Below are 17,220 nucleotides of genomic sequence, written 5' to 3'. Positions count from 1 at the left end.
GTTCACCTCCTTTCGAGCGAGGCAAACCGGGCGGGGAGTGACCGCCCGGCGGAGGTGGTCAGTTGGGGCTTTCGCCGGTACCCCAGCAGGTGGTGCATAGGGCGGCCTGCTGGTGGTCGGTCACCTTCTTGCCGCGTGGGCCGACGCGGACGGCGGTGTTGGTCTCGCCTTTGCCGCTGCAGTCGGTGCACTTCTTCGGGGCCTTGCGTCGAGTGGTGCCCTTGGATGCGGCCATGGCTGTGGTCCTCTCGGCTGGTTTCAGGCATGGGAGGGGTAGGGACCTGGCGCGTAGCGGTCACGCCAACCGGAATGCGGGGAGTGTCAGGGGATTGCCGGCGCCGTGGTCGGCTTCGGCGGAACGGTCTGCGCCGGGACCGGGGCGACCGTCGGGCGGAACGGATCCAGGGCCGGAAGGTCGGGAATCAGGTGGGCGAACTCGCCGCAGACGGCCACGGTTTCGGCCTCACTGGTCTGCGGAGTGCGGATCCGTCCCCAGCCACCGGAAGAGTCCGCCGCAACGGCCTGCCCAGGGCGATCAGCCGGGATCAAGGACGCGGCCGGCACAGCTTCGGGGGCGACGTCATTGAGGCCCATTTCGGCGGTCTGCTTGTCGTTGACCCGGTGCACGACCCGGCCGGTGAGCTGAGCGCGGAGCATGGTGGCGCCCTTGCCGAGTTCGGAGCCGAAGCGCTGACCGCAGATCTCCAGATAGATGCCGATCGCGCGGGAGAGCTGGGACAGCCGGATCAGGCCGGTGACGATCCGCTCGCGGCGGTCCTCATCCTTCTTGGAGGAGATCAGGAACAGTTCCGCGATCTCGTCGACCAGGACCACAACCGGAGCAGGACGGAGCGCTGCCGGCAGGCCCCACAGGTCCGAGACGCCATGCTTGGCCAGCAGGTCGAAACGGTCTTCCATCTCCGCCACGAGCACCTCAACCAGTGAGGCGGCATCGTCGGCATTCACGGCGAGCGCGGACAGGCGAGCCGCGTACCGGCTTTGTTCCACACCGCGCTTGCAGTCGATCCCGACCAGCGCGACCGGCAGTTGAGCAAGCCCCTTGATCAGGTTGCGCTGATACATGGACTTGCCGGACTGGTTCGCGCCCAGGGTCAGCGCGTGCGGGACCTTCCGGTAATCCCGCTCGTACACCGTGCCGTCATCGCGCAGAGCGACCGGCACCACCAGGTCACGGGGCATGCTCTTGCGCGGCATCTGGACGCGACGCAGTACGTCGTACCCGGTCATCCGCAGTTCGACATAGCCGGGCTTGGTCGGGATCACGTGCACCGCATACACGCCCCACGCGTGGCGAAGGCGCTCGCAAGCAGCCGCGATATCGGCCGGCTCCAGGCCGGCGGGAAGGCGGAGCGTGACCCGCAGACCAGTCGACGTGCCGCGTACCTGGCGGATCTTGGGCGGCACGGGCTGAACCTCGCTGCGGGCGACGTTGCGAGCCATGAACGCCCGCAGGCCGGACGGCTGGACTGTCAGCCCGCAGACATCCATCGTGGTCCGGTACTGCGAGGCGAACCGGCACCAGGTGACAGGCAGGCCGACCAGCTTCCAGTACGCGCGCGGAGCGCGGACTTTCATGTAGGCGACGCCACCAGCGCCGGTTAAGGCCCCGGATACCTCCAGCGCCGTGGACAGGTCAGCCATGGTCAGGCACCCGCCGTGATGGCGACCGCGCGGAACGAGATCCCGTGGCGCTTCTGCCCGTTGAACTCGTTCTCCCAGTCCCGCGCCTTGAGCCCGACCACCGAGACCGGAGTACCCGGCGCCAGTCCCTCAGGGAGACCCGTCTCCGGCACGGTCACCTGGTACAGGTTGCCCTCCCCCTCATCAGAGATCAGAAGGCCCACCGTGGACAGACCCGCACCGGACTCCCGATCCACAGCCCGCTCACCGGTCTGCTTGTTCACGAGCTTCGGTGTCGGCGCGGTCGCCACGAACACCACAGCGGTCGAAGTGTCGATCTTGAACGAAGGCATTGCAGCTCCTCTAGCAGAGATGCACTCCTGCACTTATGTACATGAGTGATACCTAGAAGAGTGCAGCACTTATGTACATGAGTCAACCCGCCCCAGCAAAAAACTTTGGGACGGGTTGAATCGAGTGATGCAGCGTCAGTCGTCGGCGGGGAACCGGTAGTCGAGAACGAACTGGTCGGCGGCCATCACCGTGTCGCACACCTCCACCACCCGGCCCGACTTCGTCATGGCGTTGCGCACGAGATGGATGACCGGCGACCCGGGGCTCAGTGCAAGAGCGGACGTCTCGTCCTTGGTAGCCAGGCGGGCCCGCACGGTCTCGGAAAACTCGGCGAGGTCGTGTCCATGCTCCTCCAGGCGGGCGTAGATGCCACCACCGCCAGGGTTCTCGGAGAACGTCTCCGGAATGTCCTTCACGACGTCCCAAGGCAGGTACGAGGTTGCTTCCTCAGTTGGTGTCCCGTCTCGGAAGTAGCGGCGCCGGCGGGCGAGTACCTTCGCCCCAGGTGCTACGTCCAGCCGCTCGGCAATCTCGGGCGGTGCATCTGTGGGGCCGATGAACAGCACGGCGACGGAGGGCTTGCCTCCAGACTGCTCGGCCTCTGCCAGGTAGGCGGCCTTGCCCGCCTTGCGGTGGGAACGACGGAAGCGGTCGGACGACTTGCGCTGCACTGGTGGGCGAGACCTCACAAAGGAGCCACGGCCGTGATGCGTCTCGATCAGCTGCGTCGTACGCAATTCGGCTACGGCCTTGCGGACCGTGCCCGAGGCCACTCCGTAGCGCCCCATCAGATCTGACTCGCTCGGCACAGGCGCCCCGGGGGCGAGGGTCCCCGCGCGGATTTGATCCGCAAGGTCATCCGCGATCTGCAGATACTTCGGCTTGCCTGAGGCGGCAGTGCCACTTCTCGCCATAGTCCTTCTAGTCTCCTATGCTCATGTACATGAGTAGCAGCCATCCGCAGACCCGGTCAACGCCGCTCCACTCGGTTTCAGTCGCCGGGGTGGTGGTCCGTGAAGACGGCCGGGTGCTAACCATCCGCCGAGCGGACAACGGTACGTGGGAACCGCCCGGTGGCGTGCTGGAGCTGAACGAGACTCCCGAGGACGGCGTACGCCGGGAGGTCTACGAGGAGACGGGCATCAAGGTTCGCGTCGACCGGCTGACCGGCGTGTACAAGAACCTGACGCGCGGAGTAGTCGCGCTGGTCTTTCGATGCCACGCCGAGAGCGGGCATGAGCAGCTGTCCGACGAGTCCACGGCCGTCGAGTGGCTGACGGGCGAAGAAGTCAGCGCACGCATGGGCGATGTCTATGCAGTCCGCGTGCTTGACGCCTTCCGGGATGACGTACCGAAGGTCCGGTCCCACGACGGCCGCAAGCTGATCGCGTAGCCCAAGAGCTGTTACAGGTTTCTCTACCTCATCAAGCTCCCGCCCTTCGGCCGGGAGGAGGGGTGGGGAGGGGAGCACTCTGCGGAGCTCCGCCGGGCGCCGTTCCCTTGCCGGTCTCCCCGTGCCGATCGCTCGGAACTCATCTGCCTGATGAAGCCACCCGCGAAGAGCCAAGCCACGACAGCAGCAACCCGTGCACCTCGATAACAGCGCGTCTTACGTCCCGGTCTCCGCGGCACACCTTTCGGGTGGTGGTAGCGGGCAGCGGGTGCTCTTGCCTTCGGCATCCGGCGCGCAGGTCAACGGCTTGCAGCCGCCGCTACGAATCACACCCCACCGGCCCGCCTAGCGGGCCGGCGCGGGCTCGTGGGCTCGGGCGACGCTCCTGCCTGCGGCCCGCTCCGCCCGGCCCCCGGCCCCGCGCCACCTGAAGATGCCCCGGGGTGATACCTCACGCTTTGCCCCCTCCAAAGCAGCGCCGGCCGAGCAGAAATCCCACCACCCGACACCACAGTCGACGCCGCCCACGAGCGCCGACGCAGTCAACCGCCATCAGGACACGTCGAGCAGTCATGCAGACATCCGGTAGCTCAGAGGCAAGAGTCCAGGCCGGAGCCCGAGGGCGGCGAAGAGGTGCGAGGAAGTGGATGGGGTGGAGGTGGGATGGAAGCGACGGGCGTGTCAGGCGCCTACGGTCACATGGCACGCGTGGCCGCCACTCGTCGGCGACAACCAGTGATCGAGGGTGCCAAAAGCAGGCTGGCTACGGGAGGCTGGGGCCGCCGCGGCCGAGCACTCCGGGCACACAGGCCGGCATGGGCCGATCGCCGTACCGCCGCCGTCACGAATGCGAGAGCACGAGCGGACCGCACCCTGTACGTGGCTCAGGGGGAGCTAGCTGCTGCCGCGATGTGGCTCAGCCCGTCATCGGCGCTCCGCTAACAAGCCCTCTGACTCAGGACCTGGAGCTAGGTCTCGTCCTGCGCCCACTCACCGCCGGAGCCGGACGCTTCGACATAGTCGAGGTCAAAGGCGCCCCGCCTGTACCCCCATATGATGCGGCTCTGTACCCGTTCGACAGCGTCTTCGAGAAGCTCGGTCTTGATAGCCTCAACTGCAGCAGATACCGCTGCTTGGTGAGCGGCTTCTACCCGTCCTGTGTGGGTTCTTCGGTCGCCCAGCTCCACTTCGAGTGTGAGCGTCAGGAACTTTGTCTGTGGCTCTGTCATGGTGCCCACCACGGTCAGAAAGTCCCCGAGCAGTACCAGCATGCGCCCGTAAAATGGAAGTCGCGATTCGGGTCAGCGTGCGTTGGCGGCGCTGAGAAGCCGCGTGGCTGGCAGAGCTACGAGATCAGAAGTTCCCCGTGCCACAACCGCGCCAGATGGGGCGGGGCCTCACGGGGAACTGCGGCTACGGCAGGGGCCACAGCTAACAGTCGCCGAAGGCGCCATCCCCCAGGTCCGCCCCCAACTCGCCCCACCTCGCTCCTAAAGCGGGTGTCGCAGGTTCGAATCCTGCCGGGGGCACCAGCCAAAAGGCCCCGGACCGATCATGGTCCGGGGCCTTTGACAGCACCGTTGACCACACCGGCCTCTGGTCAGCCCGGCCGGCTCGATGGCCCCTACGCGGCTAAGCCTGCGCGGCAGAGCGAACAGCGATGCAACAGGGCTCCCACGCCTCGGTCAGAGAGCAGTGAGCAGTGAGCAGTGAGTCCACCATCGCCGACGATAAGGATCGCCTGCACCTCCACACCTCCGTCGCGATGAACGCACTGGTTCCGCGAAGGTGCGCGCAGGAGCCGGCCCACTGGCCACCGGAGAAGGCGGGCGCTGTCGCATGCCCACAAACGGATCGCGGCAAAGGCGAAGCGGCAGGAAGGATCCTTTGCAGAAGGTGATCCCGGTGCGAGTCCGCCGGCTTTGCAGAGGGGCAGGCCCTCCCGCCGTGCGTGGGAGGGCCTGCCGGTGATGCAGGTGCTTACGCCCAGACCTTGTACCTGGGAGAGCAGTAGCTGAAGCCGGCCTTCTTGAAGCACGCCTGCAGATAGAGGGTCTTGCCCTCGGTGACATTCTTGGACTTGCATGCCTTGTAAGGAGAGTTGTGGCCCTTGGTGGAGGCGGTGACGCCGCTTGAGAGGCTGCCGGTGATGTAACCACCGTCGGCGGCCCCGTCCCAGGCGCAGACCTTGTCGCCATCGTGGCGGAACTCGACACTGGAGGTGGCGACCCCATTGATGTAAATCACGATCTCGTCGCGGGGGTCGTAGCGCTCGAGCTCGAAGGAGACCTTGGTGGCGGCGGAGGCCGGGGCGGCAGTGGCGGCGGTCAGCGCGCTGGCGGCCAGGGCCGCGGCGCCCAGGGACGCGACGATGCGTCGGGTTATGCGCACGGGGTCGTGCTCCTTGTTGGCTGAGTGTGGGGGTGCGGCCGGATGGCCATCCCAAAAGCTTAATCGCCGTTTCGCCAGCTCAGGGCTCGTCAACCTCGGCTCTGTGTAGTTCCGTTCGGGCGCCCGCCCCAACGACACGCAGGATTCCACGACGGGGCACCTAACTCATCGCCTCCCGCACTGGCAGGGGCGCGGCGACCGCCTTGCGTGGGTCCTTCCACGGCTCCCTCGGTACTCTCCGACACTTTCCCGGCGCACCTTCCGCAACCCCGCATTCCCACCACGGCGACTTGACGGGTCGTCGACTAGCAGGGCCGGCCCGGTAACCCGGACGGCGTGGAAACACGGGCGACGTGCACAGAGGCAACCGAGAAGGCCCCATTCCAATTCGGGTCGGAGGCCTCGGACTTCGCCTCGATCACGCCGCCTCTTCGGCCCGCATCTCCCCGCTCGGAGGAGGGCGCTACCGTGACCGCATGCCGCATGCCTCCGCGCTCCTCGTCATCGACATGCAGAACGCCATGGTGGCGATCTCGCACCGAGCATCCGCAACCGTCGCCACGATCGCCGCCCTCCGCGAGCGAGCCAAGGCCGTGGGCGTACCGATCGTGACTGTGCAGCACCGGGGTGCCGGGCTTGAGGCCGGTACCGAGGACTGGCGAATCGCCCCCGAGCTCGTCCCCTCCGCCTCCGAGGCGGTCGTCCACAAGACCAGCGCAGACAGCTTCCTGGACACCGATCTCCACGGGACTCTCCAGGCGCTGGGGGTCACCGAGGTGGTGGTCACCGGCTTTGCGACCGAGATCTGCGTGGATACCACGGCGCGGCAGGCACTGAGTCACCGATACGACGTGGTTTTGGTCGCGGACGGACACACCACGTCCTGCCGGCCGGCCGCCGGCGAGTACGTCGCACCGCAGCAGTCGATCGCGCACCACAATGAGATCTACCGGCACCTCGACTTCCCCGGGCGGAGCATCCGGGTGCTGCCGGCGTCCGAAGTGGACTTCAAAGGCGTGGGGACGCCAGGCTCCGCGCCATGCCCGTCGGGGCACCGGACGGACGGATGAGGCGGTCCGGCCGGTAACACGGTGCGTCACTGGTGGGACGTCGGCCACTGCGAAACTCACCTGCCATCGCTTCTCAAGTCACCTACCATCGGCGGTATTTCACGCCGTGGAACGGTTCGGTCAGGACGAGTGCAACCCCACGTGGAGGTTGATGATGCGTTACCGCGAGCTAGGACGCAGTGGAGTGCGGGTGTCCGAAATCGGTTACGGGGCTTGGGGCATCGGTGAGTCCAGCTGGGTGGGCGCCACGGAGGACGAGTCCGTACGTGCCCTGCATCGCGCCATTGATTTGGGCGTGAATTTCATCGATACGGCCCGCGGTTACGGTGAGAGCGAGCGCATCGTAGGCCGGGTGGTCCGCGAGCGAGTCGGCGACGAGGTCGGTGTCGCCACCAAAGTGCCACCCAAGAACGGGGTTTGGCCGGCGCCCGACGGCCTGGACCCGGCCGAGACGTTCCCGGGCGAGCACATTCGCAGAAGTCTGGAGACCAGCCTGCGCACCAGCGGCCTGGACCACTTCGACGTACTGCAGTTCCACGTCTGGAACGATGACTGGGTCGGCCGCGGTGACTGGCTCGAGACGATCGCTGATCTGAAGAAGGAGGGGAAGGTCCGCCTGTTCGGGGTCTCCCTCAATGATCACCAGCCCGACAGCGCACTCGCACTCGTACGCAGTGGCGCCGTGGACAGCGTGCAGGTCATCTTCAACATCTTCGACCAAGCACCCACCGACGCGCTGCTGCCGGCCTGTGAGGAGCACGGTGTGGGTGTCATCGTGCGGGTGGCGCTGGACGAGGGCGGCCTCACCGGTCGGATCACCGCCGACACGACCTTCCCCGATGACGACTGGCGCAACCGCTACTTCCGCGATGACCGCCCGGCACAGGTCGAACAGCGCGTGGCCGCGATCGTCGCCGACCTCGGCATCGCTCCCGATGAGATCGCAGAGACCGCCCTGCGGTTTGTGCTGAGTTCTCCTGCGGTTTCCACCGTCATCCCCGGAATGCGCACCGTACGCAACGTCGAGCGCAACACGGCCGTGAGCGACGGGACTCCGCTCACCGCCGACCAGCTCGCCGCGCTGGCCAAGCACCGATGGCAGCGCAACTTCTACTCCTGATGTCGGGCATCGTTTCGAGGGGGGCCGAGTGGTCGTTTCGGTCTCCCGGTCCTTTCCGTCTCAAGAAAGCTGCCGACCGGGCGGAAACCCCGGTCGGCAGCCTTTCGTGCTTGATCCTTCGCGCTTGATCCTTCGTGCTGCGTGACGGTCTACCGCGCCCTCGCGGAGGAGGGCGAGCCCTGTCCGCCTGAGCTGTTGGGCGCTGTCGCCTGCCAGGCCCCCGACATCGCATCCGCCGCGCCCGCGCCGAGCACGCACAGCAGGCCAACGGCCGCGGCCCACCAACGTCCGCCGCTCGACCATGAAAGCTGCGCCGGTCACCGAGTTGGTGGGCAATGCGCGGCCCGAGGGCCTGGAGGGCTGGCGCCTGACTGCCCGAGGGGGTGACACGCCGCCGTCCGGAGCATGATGCCCCGTTCCAGCCAGTATGTCGGATATTCCTAGCGCATGATCCAAACACGTGCCCGACGGTTGTGTGCTGTCGTCGCCCTCGCTCTGGCCGCTGTCCTCGGGCCGGTCACGTCCACTCCGGCCGTGACGGCCCCCGTCGAGATGCCGGAGCCGCCTTCGGCGGATGTCGCCCGCTCCGAGCTCGCGGACCTGACCGTTGAGCCGCCACACTCGATGGAGGGTTACTCGCGCGCGAAGTTCCCGCACTGGCTCCAGCAGGGCAACTCCTGCGACACCCGCGAGACCGTGCTGAAGCGGGACGGTCAGAACGTCACGCAGGACGCCCAGTGCCGGGCCGTCTCCGGCACGTGGCACAGCCATTACGACGACAGGACCCTGACGTCGGCGTCGCTGGTGGACATCGACCACATGGTGCCACTGGCCAACGCATGGCGGTCCGGGGCCGACAACTGGACGACGGCACGGCGCGCGGAGTTCGCCAATGACCTGCAGCACTCGCAGCTCATCGCCGTGTCCGCCGGCTCCAACAGAAGCAAGGGCGATCAGTCACCGGATCAGTGGAGCCCTCCGAACCGTGGCTACTGGTGCACCTACGCGCGGGCCTGGACCGACGTCAAGCACGTCTACCACTTGTCGGTGACGCCGCCCGAGGCGGACAAGCTCGTCACGATGCTCGACACCTGCGCCTGATGCCCGACGAACCCCAGCGTTGCATCGGCGCGGCGACCGCCGGTCCCGGCGGAGCGATGACCGATGAGGTCGGCGTCATCACGGGCGACCTCACCCTCGCCACGACCCTCCAGCCCGACGGGCAAGCGGCGGTGCGTATCCAGTACACCGGCGCCGAGGAGTGGTACACGCTCACCGGCAGCCCGGTGCCCGTTGAGCCGGGCAGCCTGGAAGTCCTGCATGCCGCCGTCGTGCACGCCGTACGCCGGGGTGGCGAGGCTGTCGTTCCCGAACCCGGCCGGCGGTGAGAGCGACGCGGCGTCGCCCCGGCTCGGCCGCCCCGCCGGGCGGGAAGCATTTCATCGCGTCCAGTGCCGGCCGTACAGTTTCTTGGCCTCGCCGAAGTTGTCGATGACGTTCCGCTCCACGGCCTTTTCCGATGGGCCGAACGACTCGCCGCTACGGGACCACATGAGGTGGACCAGCGCATAGGTCGACAGGAACAGGTAGTGCGGGTGGGTATACGTCCGCAGGGTCGCGGCGCTGCTGTAGAAGGGCGAAAACGCTTCGCCGTGGTATCGCTCGTTCCTTGCGGTGTAGAGGAGACCGCTCATGAGGATACGTAGACGAGCCTTCTCCGGAAGCGTTACCTCGACTCCCTCGATGCTCAGCGTTTCGCCGGCCAGCGCTCGACGGAGCAACATGGCGCCTTTACGGTTGGCGTCCACGTCGGCCGGCACAAGGTACTTCCCTTCGACGAGGGTAAGGAAATCCTTGATCCGCGCGCCGGTCGCGTCCTTGCGGTCATTAACTCCAGTCAGCCTTCCTCTGACCCTTTGCCCGTCGCCGTCGGCGGCGTGCGTGATGATCTTCTTGAAAAGGTATTCGCACGTTTGACTCGGAAGGTCGCCGAGGAGACTGTCGAGAACTGCCCCGTCCAGCGCGACGTGCTCACTCAGGTACGTGAGGGACTGCGTGATTTTGTGCGCGCTTCCCGAACGCATCCGGGCCGTCCGGGTCGCCGTTGACTCGAACACTTTCCAGGTCGAGTCGAAAGCGATGTCGGGGCGGTTGGGCAGCGCGTCGTAAGCCTCTAGAAGGTAAGAGATCTGGGTGTTGTACCAGGAGTCGTCGGAGTAGGTGAGACTTACCGGCATGAAGAGCCGGGCTCCCGTGCCGTCCAGGCGTTCCCGGAACTGTTCCTCGATGGGCAACCGCCGGCGTTCCGCCAAAACTCCGGTGCGGCTCCACTCCTCGATGATGCGAATTCTTTCGTATCGGTGGTACGACCTGTCCCGCATCATGCGTGGTCCATTCCCCCATTTCCCGGCCCACGACCCCGGCCCCCTGCCAATGGATCGATCGGCTCGAATTCTAATGCTCGCGGCCGCGAGCGTGTCAGCGCTTTGACCGAAAAGACGAGAGACCAGGCACCGCCGGCCCGCCGGTCGGGGCGGATGGACGCCGGCCGGCCGGGGCGGATTGACGACACGTCAGGCATTGTTCGCCAGCCAGCCCCGTCCCGTGTCGAGTTGCCCCATGAACAGCGGTGCGTCCCGCAGGAGTTCGGCGGGGGTCTCAAGGACCGTGCCCAGGTGGTCGGGCGGGAGGGAGCGGGCGGTGAGGAAGGCCGTGGCGAAGGAGAGAAAGTCGGTGAACAGCTGGGTGTCGTCGACGAATACGGCCGCGGCGAGGGAGTCCAGCAGGTTGCTCAGGTTGGCAGTGGTGGTGTCGTACTCGTGGTCGGTGGGGTCGCGCAGGGCGGGGTGGCGCTCGTGCAGGCGGGCGACGACGCGGTGCAGGAGTTCGGAGCGGCGGCGGACGAACTGGGCGTACGCCTCGGCGCATGCGGGGTCGATCGACGGCCTGCCGGCCAGGGGCGGGGGCCACTGGCGGCGGAGCAACTCGTCGGCCGTGGGAGCGTCGGCGGCGTAGAGGTCCGCGCCCAAGGTGCGGGCCCAGATGCCGTCGGGGCCAAATCCGGTTCCGCCGGCGAGGACGGGGACGCCGACCGGTCGGCATGCCTGGATGAGGCGGTGCGCGAGCGGGAGGCGCATGGGGAGGGTGCACGACAGGGCCACCAGGTCGGGTCCGGTCTGATGGAGTTCGGAGACCAGCCGGGCCTCGGGGACGTGGCCGCCGAGAAACCGGACGTCGTGGCCGCGCAGTCGCAGGACTTCGGACAGGATCCGGGCCGGCAGGACGTGCCATTCACCGTCGCTGCAGGCGACCAGCACGCCGCCTGCCGTCCCATCGGCGCGAGGGCCATGGGGCACGGCGGCGGTGACTGCGCTGACGGCGGCGATCGCCTGCTCGCTGACGTGGGTGGCGGCGTGCTCCTGGGCAACGGTCCATTCGCCGGCCGCCCACCGGGCACCGACCGTCACCTGCGCGGGCCCCACCAGGTCGAGCAGCACGTCCTCGGCGCTCACACCGTCCTCCACCAGGCGTACGGCCAGTCCGGCGGCGGCCGCCTCGTCGCCGTGCGCGAGGTGGCGGTCGAAGGCGGCTCGTGCGTCCGCAGTGATCGCGAGGCTCACGGCACGTCCTGTGGCGGGTGGGGCCGGGGCGGGGCCTGGAGGGCCAGTACGGCGATGTCGTCGTGGGGGCGGCCGCTCAGCCACTGGGCGGTGAGGAGTTCCACGCGTTCGGCGACCGCACCGGCCGGCATGCCCCGGCACTCGGCCAGGGCGCGGGCCAGCCGCTCGTCGCCGTACAGCTCGTAACCGGCCGGTCCGCCGCGGGCCTCGGTGACGCCGTCGCTGTAGAGGAGCATCAGCTCCCCCGGGGCGAGCCGGGCGGTGGCCAGGTCGAAGGAGGGGTCGGGCAGGATGCCGACCACCGTGCCGTCGATCGTGACCTCTTCGACGAGGCCGTCGTGGCGCAGGATCAGTGGGGGAAGGTGCCCGCCGCCCGCCGTCACCACCGTCAGGCCGTGGTCCGGGGCGGGGCGGGCGGTGCCCGTGACGAGGGTCGTGAAGCGGCTCTCGTCACCCAGGAGAACGTCGTTGAGCAGGTGGAGGTCCCGTACGGGGGCGGTATCCGTCAGTGCGAGAGTGCGCAGGCTCTGCTGGACCAGGCCGGCGAGCACCGCGGCCTCCGCGCCCTTGCCGCACACGTCGCCGAAGAAGAACGACACGCCCCCGTCGGGGTGCGGCGCCACGTCGTAGAAGTCGCCGCTGATGCGGAGTTCTTGGGCGGCCGGCCGGTAGGCCGCACCCAGGCTGACGCCGCGGACGACGGGCAGCGGACGGGGCTCCAGGTTCACCCGGAGGACGGCGGTGGTCTGCGCCTGCTGGGAGTAGAGCGCGGAGGTGGCGAGCGCGAGACCGGCTCGGGCGGCGTACCGCCGTGCCAGCTCGACGTCGGAGCCGGCGAAGCCCGGCCGCTCCGGTCCGCGAACCAGGAGCAGTGCCCCGGCCGAGACGCCGCTGCCGGAGAGTTGGAGCACCAGTGCCTGGCCGCCGCGGGTCAGGTGCGGCGGCAGGACATCGGTGAGGTCACGCAGCTCGTCCGCGGGGAAGGTGCCCGCGCCGGGGCGCAGGCCGGACAGCGCGTCGTCGATCGGGGGCACGCGCTCCAGGACCTCCGCCGGCAGCTGTCCGGACGCCTCGGTATCGCCCGGCCCGGCTCGGTGCCAGGAGCTGCGCCGGCCGTGTACGGGCAGTACGGCGACCGCCGCGTCCACCGGGAGGGGCAGCACGCTTCGCGCAAGGGTGCGGACCGTCCGGCCGTGGTGCAGCGAGCCGCCCAGCTGCGCTCCCGCGCGCTCCAGGAAGGCCGAGTGCTCACGCTCGGTCTTCAGGGTGACCTGGCATTCCCGCAGGGCGGCCGCGCACTCCCGCAGGGGGTCCGCATCCTTCCGCGAGGTGTCGCCCGGGGTGCCCTGGCTCTTCCGCCCGTTCCCGCCCGTGGCGGTCCGGCCCTCCCCCTGGGCGCCGAGGTCGCTCACCAGCCACACCATGTGTCCCTCGCAGTTCTCGCGGCGCCCTACGAGCCTGCGGCCTTCGAAGGAGGCGTCGAAACGCGCCGCGCCCTGGGCGAAGGCGGTCGCCATCGGCCCGGCGGTGGCCGGCCCCAGTTCCTCGCCCACCTGTAGGCGCGGGAAGAGCCGGGCCGCCGGACGATTGAAGCCGCTCACCACCCCGGACGCCCCGCACCACACCAGGGCCTGGTCCAGCAGGTCCAGCAGCGGCGCGGGCGCGGCGCCGGGGGCGTCCGACGGCCCGGGGCCCGCCGGAACCGCCGCGCCGCCCGAGACCGAGGTCTCCTCACGGCCTCCGGGCGTCATCGGTGGCGGCTCGCCGCGTTGTCGGGCCGCCCCGGTCGACGGGGGCCGCGCGGGCACCGTACGGGTGAGCGCCTCGCCGAGAGTCCCATTACCGACCGCCGCTTCTCCCGCCCCGCTGCTGACCGTCGCTTCTCCGGCCCCCGGTGCTCGCCGCTGCTTCTCCCGGCCCGGCGCCGACCGCGTCTGCTCCGGACCCGGACCGGCCCGAGGGCCGCCCGGATCCTGTCTCGATTCCACGCTACGCCCGCCCGTCCGATCGCGAATATCGGCAGGCGGGCGGGGCACGGGCGGTGTGCGGGGTGGCGGCCGCGGGCTTCGGTCCGGGCGGGCGCCGTCCGAGTTATCCACAGGGTCAGCACGGTCCGCCGCAAAGCTCGTAGGCTTCGGGAATGGCTCTGGCGGACGTGGAAGTGGTCGAGGACATGGATGTGGAAGGCGCGGCGGGGACGAACGAGGCGGTGCAGGTGCTGCGCCGGGTGTTCGGCTATGACGCGTTCCGCGGCAGTCAGCAGGAGATCATCGAGCACGTCATAGGGGGCGGGGACGCGGTCGTCCTGATGCCGACCGGTGGCGGCAAGTCGCTCTGCTATCAGATTCCCTCGCTGGTGCGCAGCGGCGTCGGAGTGGTCGTGTCACCACTCATCGCGTTGATGCAGGACCAGGTCGACGCACTGCGGGCGCTCGGCGTGCGGGCCGGCTTCCTGAACTCCACACAGGACATGGACGAGCGGCGTCTGGTGGAGGCCGAGTTCCTCTCCGGGGAACTGGACCTGCTGTATCTCGCGCCGGAGCGACTGCGGGTGGAGCAGACGCTCCAGCTCCTGGACCGGGGCAAGATCTCGCTCTTCGCGATCGACGAGGCGCACTGCGTCGCCCAGTGGGGGCACGACTTCCGCCCGGACTACCTCGCCCTGTCGATGCTGCACGAGCGCTGGCCCGAGGTGCCCCGGATCGCGCTGACCGCCACCGCCACCGAGGCGACGCACGGCGAGATCACCTCGCGGCTGCGCATGCAGGACGCCCGGCATTTCGTGGCGAGCTTCGACCGGCCCAACATCCAGTACCGCATCGCGCCGAAGAACGAGCCGAAGCGGCAGCTGCTGGACCTGCTGCGCAACGAGCACCCCGGGGAGGCGGGCATCGTCTACTGCCTCTCCCGCGCGTCCGTGGAGAAGACCGCGCAGTTCCTGGTGCAGAACGGCATCGACGCTCTGCCGTACCACGCCGGGCTGGACGCGCGGACGCGTGCCGAGCACCAGTCCCGCTTCCTGCGCGAGGACGGCATGGTCGTCGTCGCCACGATCGCCTTCGGCATGGGCATCGACAAGCCGGACGTCCGGTTCGTGGCGCACCTGGATCTGCCGAAATCGGTGGAGGGCTACTACCAGGAGACGGGCCGCGCCGGGCGTGACGGCCAGCCCTCGAACGCCTGGCTGGCGTACGGGCTGCAGGATGTCGTACAGCAGCGGAAGATGATCGACGGATCCGAGGGGGACGACGCCCATCGGCGGCGGCTCTCGGCGCACCTCGACGCGATGCTGGCGCTCTGCGAGACGGTGCAGTGCCGGCGGGTGCGGCTGCTGGAGTATTTCGGGCAGGAGAGCACGCCGTGCGGCAACTGCGACACCTGTCTCGTGCCGCCGCAGACCTGGGACGGCACCGTGCCGGCGCAGAAGCTGCTGTCGACGGTCGTGCGGTTGCATCGCGAACGCGGGCAGAAGTTCGGCGCCGGCCAGATCATCGACATCCTGATGGGCCGCAAGACGGCGAAGGTCATTCAGTTCGACCACGACGGGCTGAGCGTCTTCGGGATCGGCGAAGACCTCCGGGAAGCCGAATGGCGGGGCGTGGTACGCCAGTTGCTCGCTCAGGGGCTGCTCGCCGTCGAGGGTGACTACGGCACCCTGGTGCTCACCGAGGCCAGCGGTGAGGTGCTGCGTGGCGGGCGCGAGGTCCCGATGCGGCGCGAGCCGGAGAAGGCCGCGCGGGCGGCGAAGGCCAAGACGAAGCGTGCGGCGCCGGTGGATCTCCCGGAGGAGGCCCTGCCGGTCTTCGAGGAACTGCGCGCCTGGCGGGGCCGTACGGCCAAGGAGCAGGGCGTGCCCGCGTATGTGATTTTCCATGACGCGACGCTGCGGGAGATCGCCACCGCCGGGCCCACGTCGACTGCCGAACTGGGCACGGTCAACGGGGTCGGCGAGAACAAGCTCGCGAAGTATGGGCAGCAGATCCTCGACGTGCTGGCGGGCCGCGAGGCGGAGGCCGGACCGGCGAAGACGCAGGGGCGGAGTGAACCGGGGTCGGAGCCGGCGGCGGGCGCCGGTGAGGCCCCCGTCCCGGCGCGTGCCCGTTCGGCGGGCGCCGGTGGCCGGGCGGCGCCAAACGGCCGGTCCGCGCGCGGTGGAGCGGCCGGTGCGCCGGCCTTGGAGGAGCCGCCCGAGGACGACCGGTACGAGCCGGGCCCGGAGGACGAGGCCATCGATTGTTGAATCCTCCCCTCCCCTGGAGGGAGGGGATTCGTCACCCTCCCGGGGCTGGTGTGGGGATTTCTGGCTCACGCTGCCAGGCGGGGCAGCGCCCCGCCTGGACTTGTGCGATCAGCACCAGCCGGGTTGAGACCAGCCCGGACCAGCATCACGCGGGCAGAGTTCTTATCCCTGGGGGACACGGCTCCGCACACGGTGCAGGCATAGGTTCGCTTTGAGAGGGGCAGTGCGTGCTTGGTTCTCGCTCCGCACTGCGCGCAGTCCATCGTGGTGTGCGCGGGGTGCACCAGATGCACCGTCCGCCCATGCTTGCGGCCCATCTCGACAAGCGCCGACTTCGTCGCGCTGATGGCCGCATCCGCCGCCTTGCGGGCCATGGTGGACTTGGCCAAGAACTTCGGGCGGAAGTCCTCCACCGCCAAAGCATCATGATCGCGCACCACGCGCTTGGCCCACTTGCGGCCGGTGTCCTGGCGCTGCCGGGCCACCTTCTTGTGCAGCTTCGCCGTCAGCTTCTTCGCGGCCCGGTAGCCGTTCGATCCGGGCTGCCCGCGCTGGGGTTTCCGCCTCGCCATCATCCGCTGGTAGCGGGCCAGCTTCTGCGCGGCCGTGCGGCCGTGCTGGGCGTGGGTGAGATCGTGGGTGTCGGATGTGGTGGTCGCGGTCTCCCTCACGCCCCAGTCGATACCGATCACGCGACCGGTCTCCGGCAGCGGTTCGACTTCGGCCGGCACCACGAAACTCGCATACCAATGCCCGATGCTGTCCTGATACACCCGCACGGACGACGGATCGGCGGGCAGTGCCCGCGACCACACCACCGTCAACGCGATCCCACCCGCCAGATGCAGGCGCCCGTCTTTGAGGCGGAAGCCGCGCCGGGTGTAGTTCAGGCTCGGCCGGGCCTCACGCTTCTTCTTGTACTTCGGCATCCCAGCCCGCTGCCGCACGGGCAGGCCCTCCTTGATGTCCTTGTGGGCCTTGGCACGGGACTTCGCGAAGTCCCGGATCACCTGCTGCTGCGGCACCGAGGAGCCCTCACGCAGCCACGACATGCCCTTGCGGGCGTCGGTCAGCATCTTGTCGAGCTGCGCCGGACCGCACGTCTTCTTGTCCGCGCCCTCCAGGCGGGTCTTGTTCCTGGTGTGGGTGTGTTTCGACTTCGCGCAGCACTCGTTCCACACCCACCGGCACCGGTCCCACTCACCCCTCAGCGCGGCACAAGCGGTCGACGACACGCGCAACCGGAAGGTCCACCGGGCATGCCCGGCATCCTCCCTCATCGCTGCGACCGTCATGCCCATCAACCTATCCGGGAGGACTGACAGTTGAGACCAAACAATCTTGGTGGGCTGCTGACCCCGTCACCGGGTGGACGCCGTTTCGCCTTGGCG

16 protein-coding genes are annotated in these 17,220 nt (G+C 68.7%); 6 read left to right on the top strand and 10 right to left on the bottom strand.

Annotated elements, in window-relative coordinates:
- Positions 1-58 precede the first annotated feature (58 nt).
- From ACH4FH_RS01870 to ACH4FH_RS01855, 4 genes are all read right to left on the bottom strand, one after another.
- Positions 59-235 carry a hypothetical protein gene (locus ACH4FH_RS01870; protein ID WP_398553742.1) on the bottom strand — a complete coding sequence of 59 codons (177 nt, stop codon included), beginning with the start codon at positions 233-235 and terminating at the stop codon, positions 59-61.
- An 86-nt stretch (positions 236-321) separates the two neighbouring features.
- Positions 322-1,662 (bottom strand): FtsK/SpoIIIE domain-containing protein, encoded by a 1,341-nt coding sequence (locus tag ACH4FH_RS01865; RefSeq protein WP_398553741.1) that lies wholly within the window; start codon positions 1,660-1,662, stop codon positions 322-324.
- Between the two features lie 2 nt (positions 1,663-1,664).
- Entirely contained in the window at positions 1,665-1,994 is a 330-nt protein-coding gene (locus tag ACH4FH_RS01860; protein WP_398553740.1) for a hypothetical protein, read from the bottom strand.
- Between the two features lie 135 nt (positions 1,995-2,129).
- Positions 2,130-2,909, bottom strand: coding sequence for a GntR family transcriptional regulator (locus tag ACH4FH_RS01855; RefSeq protein ID WP_398553739.1), 780 nt, complete (start codon positions 2,907-2,909; stop codon positions 2,130-2,132).
- Between the two features lie 17 nt (positions 2,910-2,926).
- Here ACH4FH_RS01855 and ACH4FH_RS01850 point away from each other — a divergent pair, with 17 nt between their 5' ends.
- The gene (locus tag ACH4FH_RS01850) at positions 2,927-3,388 is read left to right on the top strand and encodes an NUDIX hydrolase (RefSeq protein ID WP_398553738.1); all 462 of its coding nucleotides are present in this window, start codon (positions 2,927-2,929) and stop codon (positions 3,386-3,388) included.
- 968 nt (positions 3,389-4,356) lie between these two features.
- On the opposite strand, the gene ACH4FH_RS01845 is transcribed toward ACH4FH_RS01850, so the two are convergent.
- Together ACH4FH_RS01845 and ACH4FH_RS01840 are read right to left on the bottom strand one after the other, a co-directional pair.
- Positions 4,357-4,659 (bottom strand): hypothetical protein, encoded by a 303-nt coding sequence (locus ACH4FH_RS01845; protein WP_398553737.1) that lies wholly within the window; start codon positions 4,657-4,659, stop codon positions 4,357-4,359.
- 709 nt (positions 4,660-5,368) lie between these two features.
- Positions 5,369-5,779 (bottom strand): hypothetical protein, encoded by a 411-nt coding sequence (locus ACH4FH_RS01840; protein ID WP_398553736.1) that lies wholly within the window; start codon positions 5,777-5,779, stop codon positions 5,369-5,371.
- Positions 5,780-6,255: 476 nt separating this feature from the next.
- Here ACH4FH_RS01840 and ACH4FH_RS01835 point away from each other — a divergent pair, with 476 nt between their 5' ends.
- From ACH4FH_RS01835 to ACH4FH_RS01820, 4 genes are all read left to right on the top strand, one after another.
- Positions 6,256-6,849 carry an isochorismatase family protein gene (locus tag ACH4FH_RS01835; protein WP_398553735.1) on the top strand — a complete coding sequence of 198 codons (594 nt, stop codon included), beginning with the start codon at positions 6,256-6,258 and terminating at the stop codon, positions 6,847-6,849.
- A 154-nt stretch (positions 6,850-7,003) separates the two neighbouring features.
- Entirely contained in the window at positions 7,004-7,969 is a 966-nt protein-coding gene (locus tag ACH4FH_RS01830; protein WP_398553734.1) for an aldo/keto reductase, read from the top strand.
- 447 nt (positions 7,970-8,416) lie between these two features.
- Positions 8,417-9,070: a DUF1524 domain-containing protein gene (locus ACH4FH_RS01825; protein WP_398553733.1), complete on the top strand. Its 654-nt coding sequence runs from the start codon at positions 8,417-8,419 to the stop codon at positions 9,068-9,070.
- Positions 9,070-9,357 carry a hypothetical protein gene (locus ACH4FH_RS01820; RefSeq protein WP_398553732.1) on the top strand — a complete coding sequence of 96 codons (288 nt, stop codon included), beginning with the start codon at positions 9,070-9,072 and terminating at the stop codon, positions 9,355-9,357. Before ACH4FH_RS01825 ends, ACH4FH_RS01820 begins: the two co-directional genes overlap by 1 nt.
- 51 nt (positions 9,358-9,408) lie before the next feature.
- On the opposite strand, the gene ACH4FH_RS01815 is transcribed toward ACH4FH_RS01820, so the two are convergent.
- The 3 genes from ACH4FH_RS01815 to ACH4FH_RS01805 form a co-directional block, all read right to left on the bottom strand.
- Entirely contained in the window at positions 9,409-10,353 is a 945-nt protein-coding gene (locus ACH4FH_RS01815) for a hypothetical protein (protein ID WP_398553731.1), read from the bottom strand.
- A 189-nt stretch (positions 10,354-10,542) separates the two neighbouring features.
- On the bottom strand, positions 10,543-11,589 hold the full coding sequence (locus ACH4FH_RS01810; RefSeq protein WP_398553730.1) for a B12-binding domain-containing protein: 1,047 nt from the start codon (positions 11,587-11,589) through the stop codon (positions 10,543-10,545).
- Positions 11,586-13,340 carry a PP2C family protein-serine/threonine phosphatase gene (locus ACH4FH_RS01805; RefSeq protein WP_398553729.1) on the bottom strand — a complete coding sequence of 585 codons (1,755 nt, stop codon included), beginning with the start codon at positions 13,338-13,340 and terminating at the stop codon, positions 11,586-11,588. Before ACH4FH_RS01805 ends, ACH4FH_RS01810 begins: the two co-directional genes overlap by 4 nt.
- Before the next feature lie 422 nt (positions 13,341-13,762).
- Here ACH4FH_RS01805 and recQ point away from each other — a divergent pair, with 422 nt between their 5' ends.
- Entirely contained in the window at positions 13,763-15,829 is a 2,067-nt protein-coding gene (gene recQ, locus ACH4FH_RS01800; protein WP_398553973.1) for a DNA helicase RecQ, read from the top strand.
- 65 nt (positions 15,830-15,894) lie between these two features.
- Here recQ and ACH4FH_RS01795 read toward each other — a convergent pair whose 3' ends face one another.
- Complete coding sequence (locus ACH4FH_RS01795; protein ID WP_398553728.1) at positions 15,895-17,124, bottom strand: RNA-guided endonuclease InsQ/TnpB family protein; 1,230 nt, start codon at positions 17,122-17,124, stop codon at positions 15,895-15,897.
- Positions 17,125-17,220 lie beyond the last annotated feature (96 nt).

The sequence above is a fragment of the Streptomyces sp. NPDC017993 genome, from assembly GCF_044328065.1.
GTDB lineage: Bacteria > Actinomycetota > Actinomycetes > Streptomycetales > Streptomycetaceae > Streptomyces.
The sequence above is the reverse complement of the archived record's forward strand: the minus strand, read 5'-3'. Positions and strand labels throughout refer to the sequence as shown.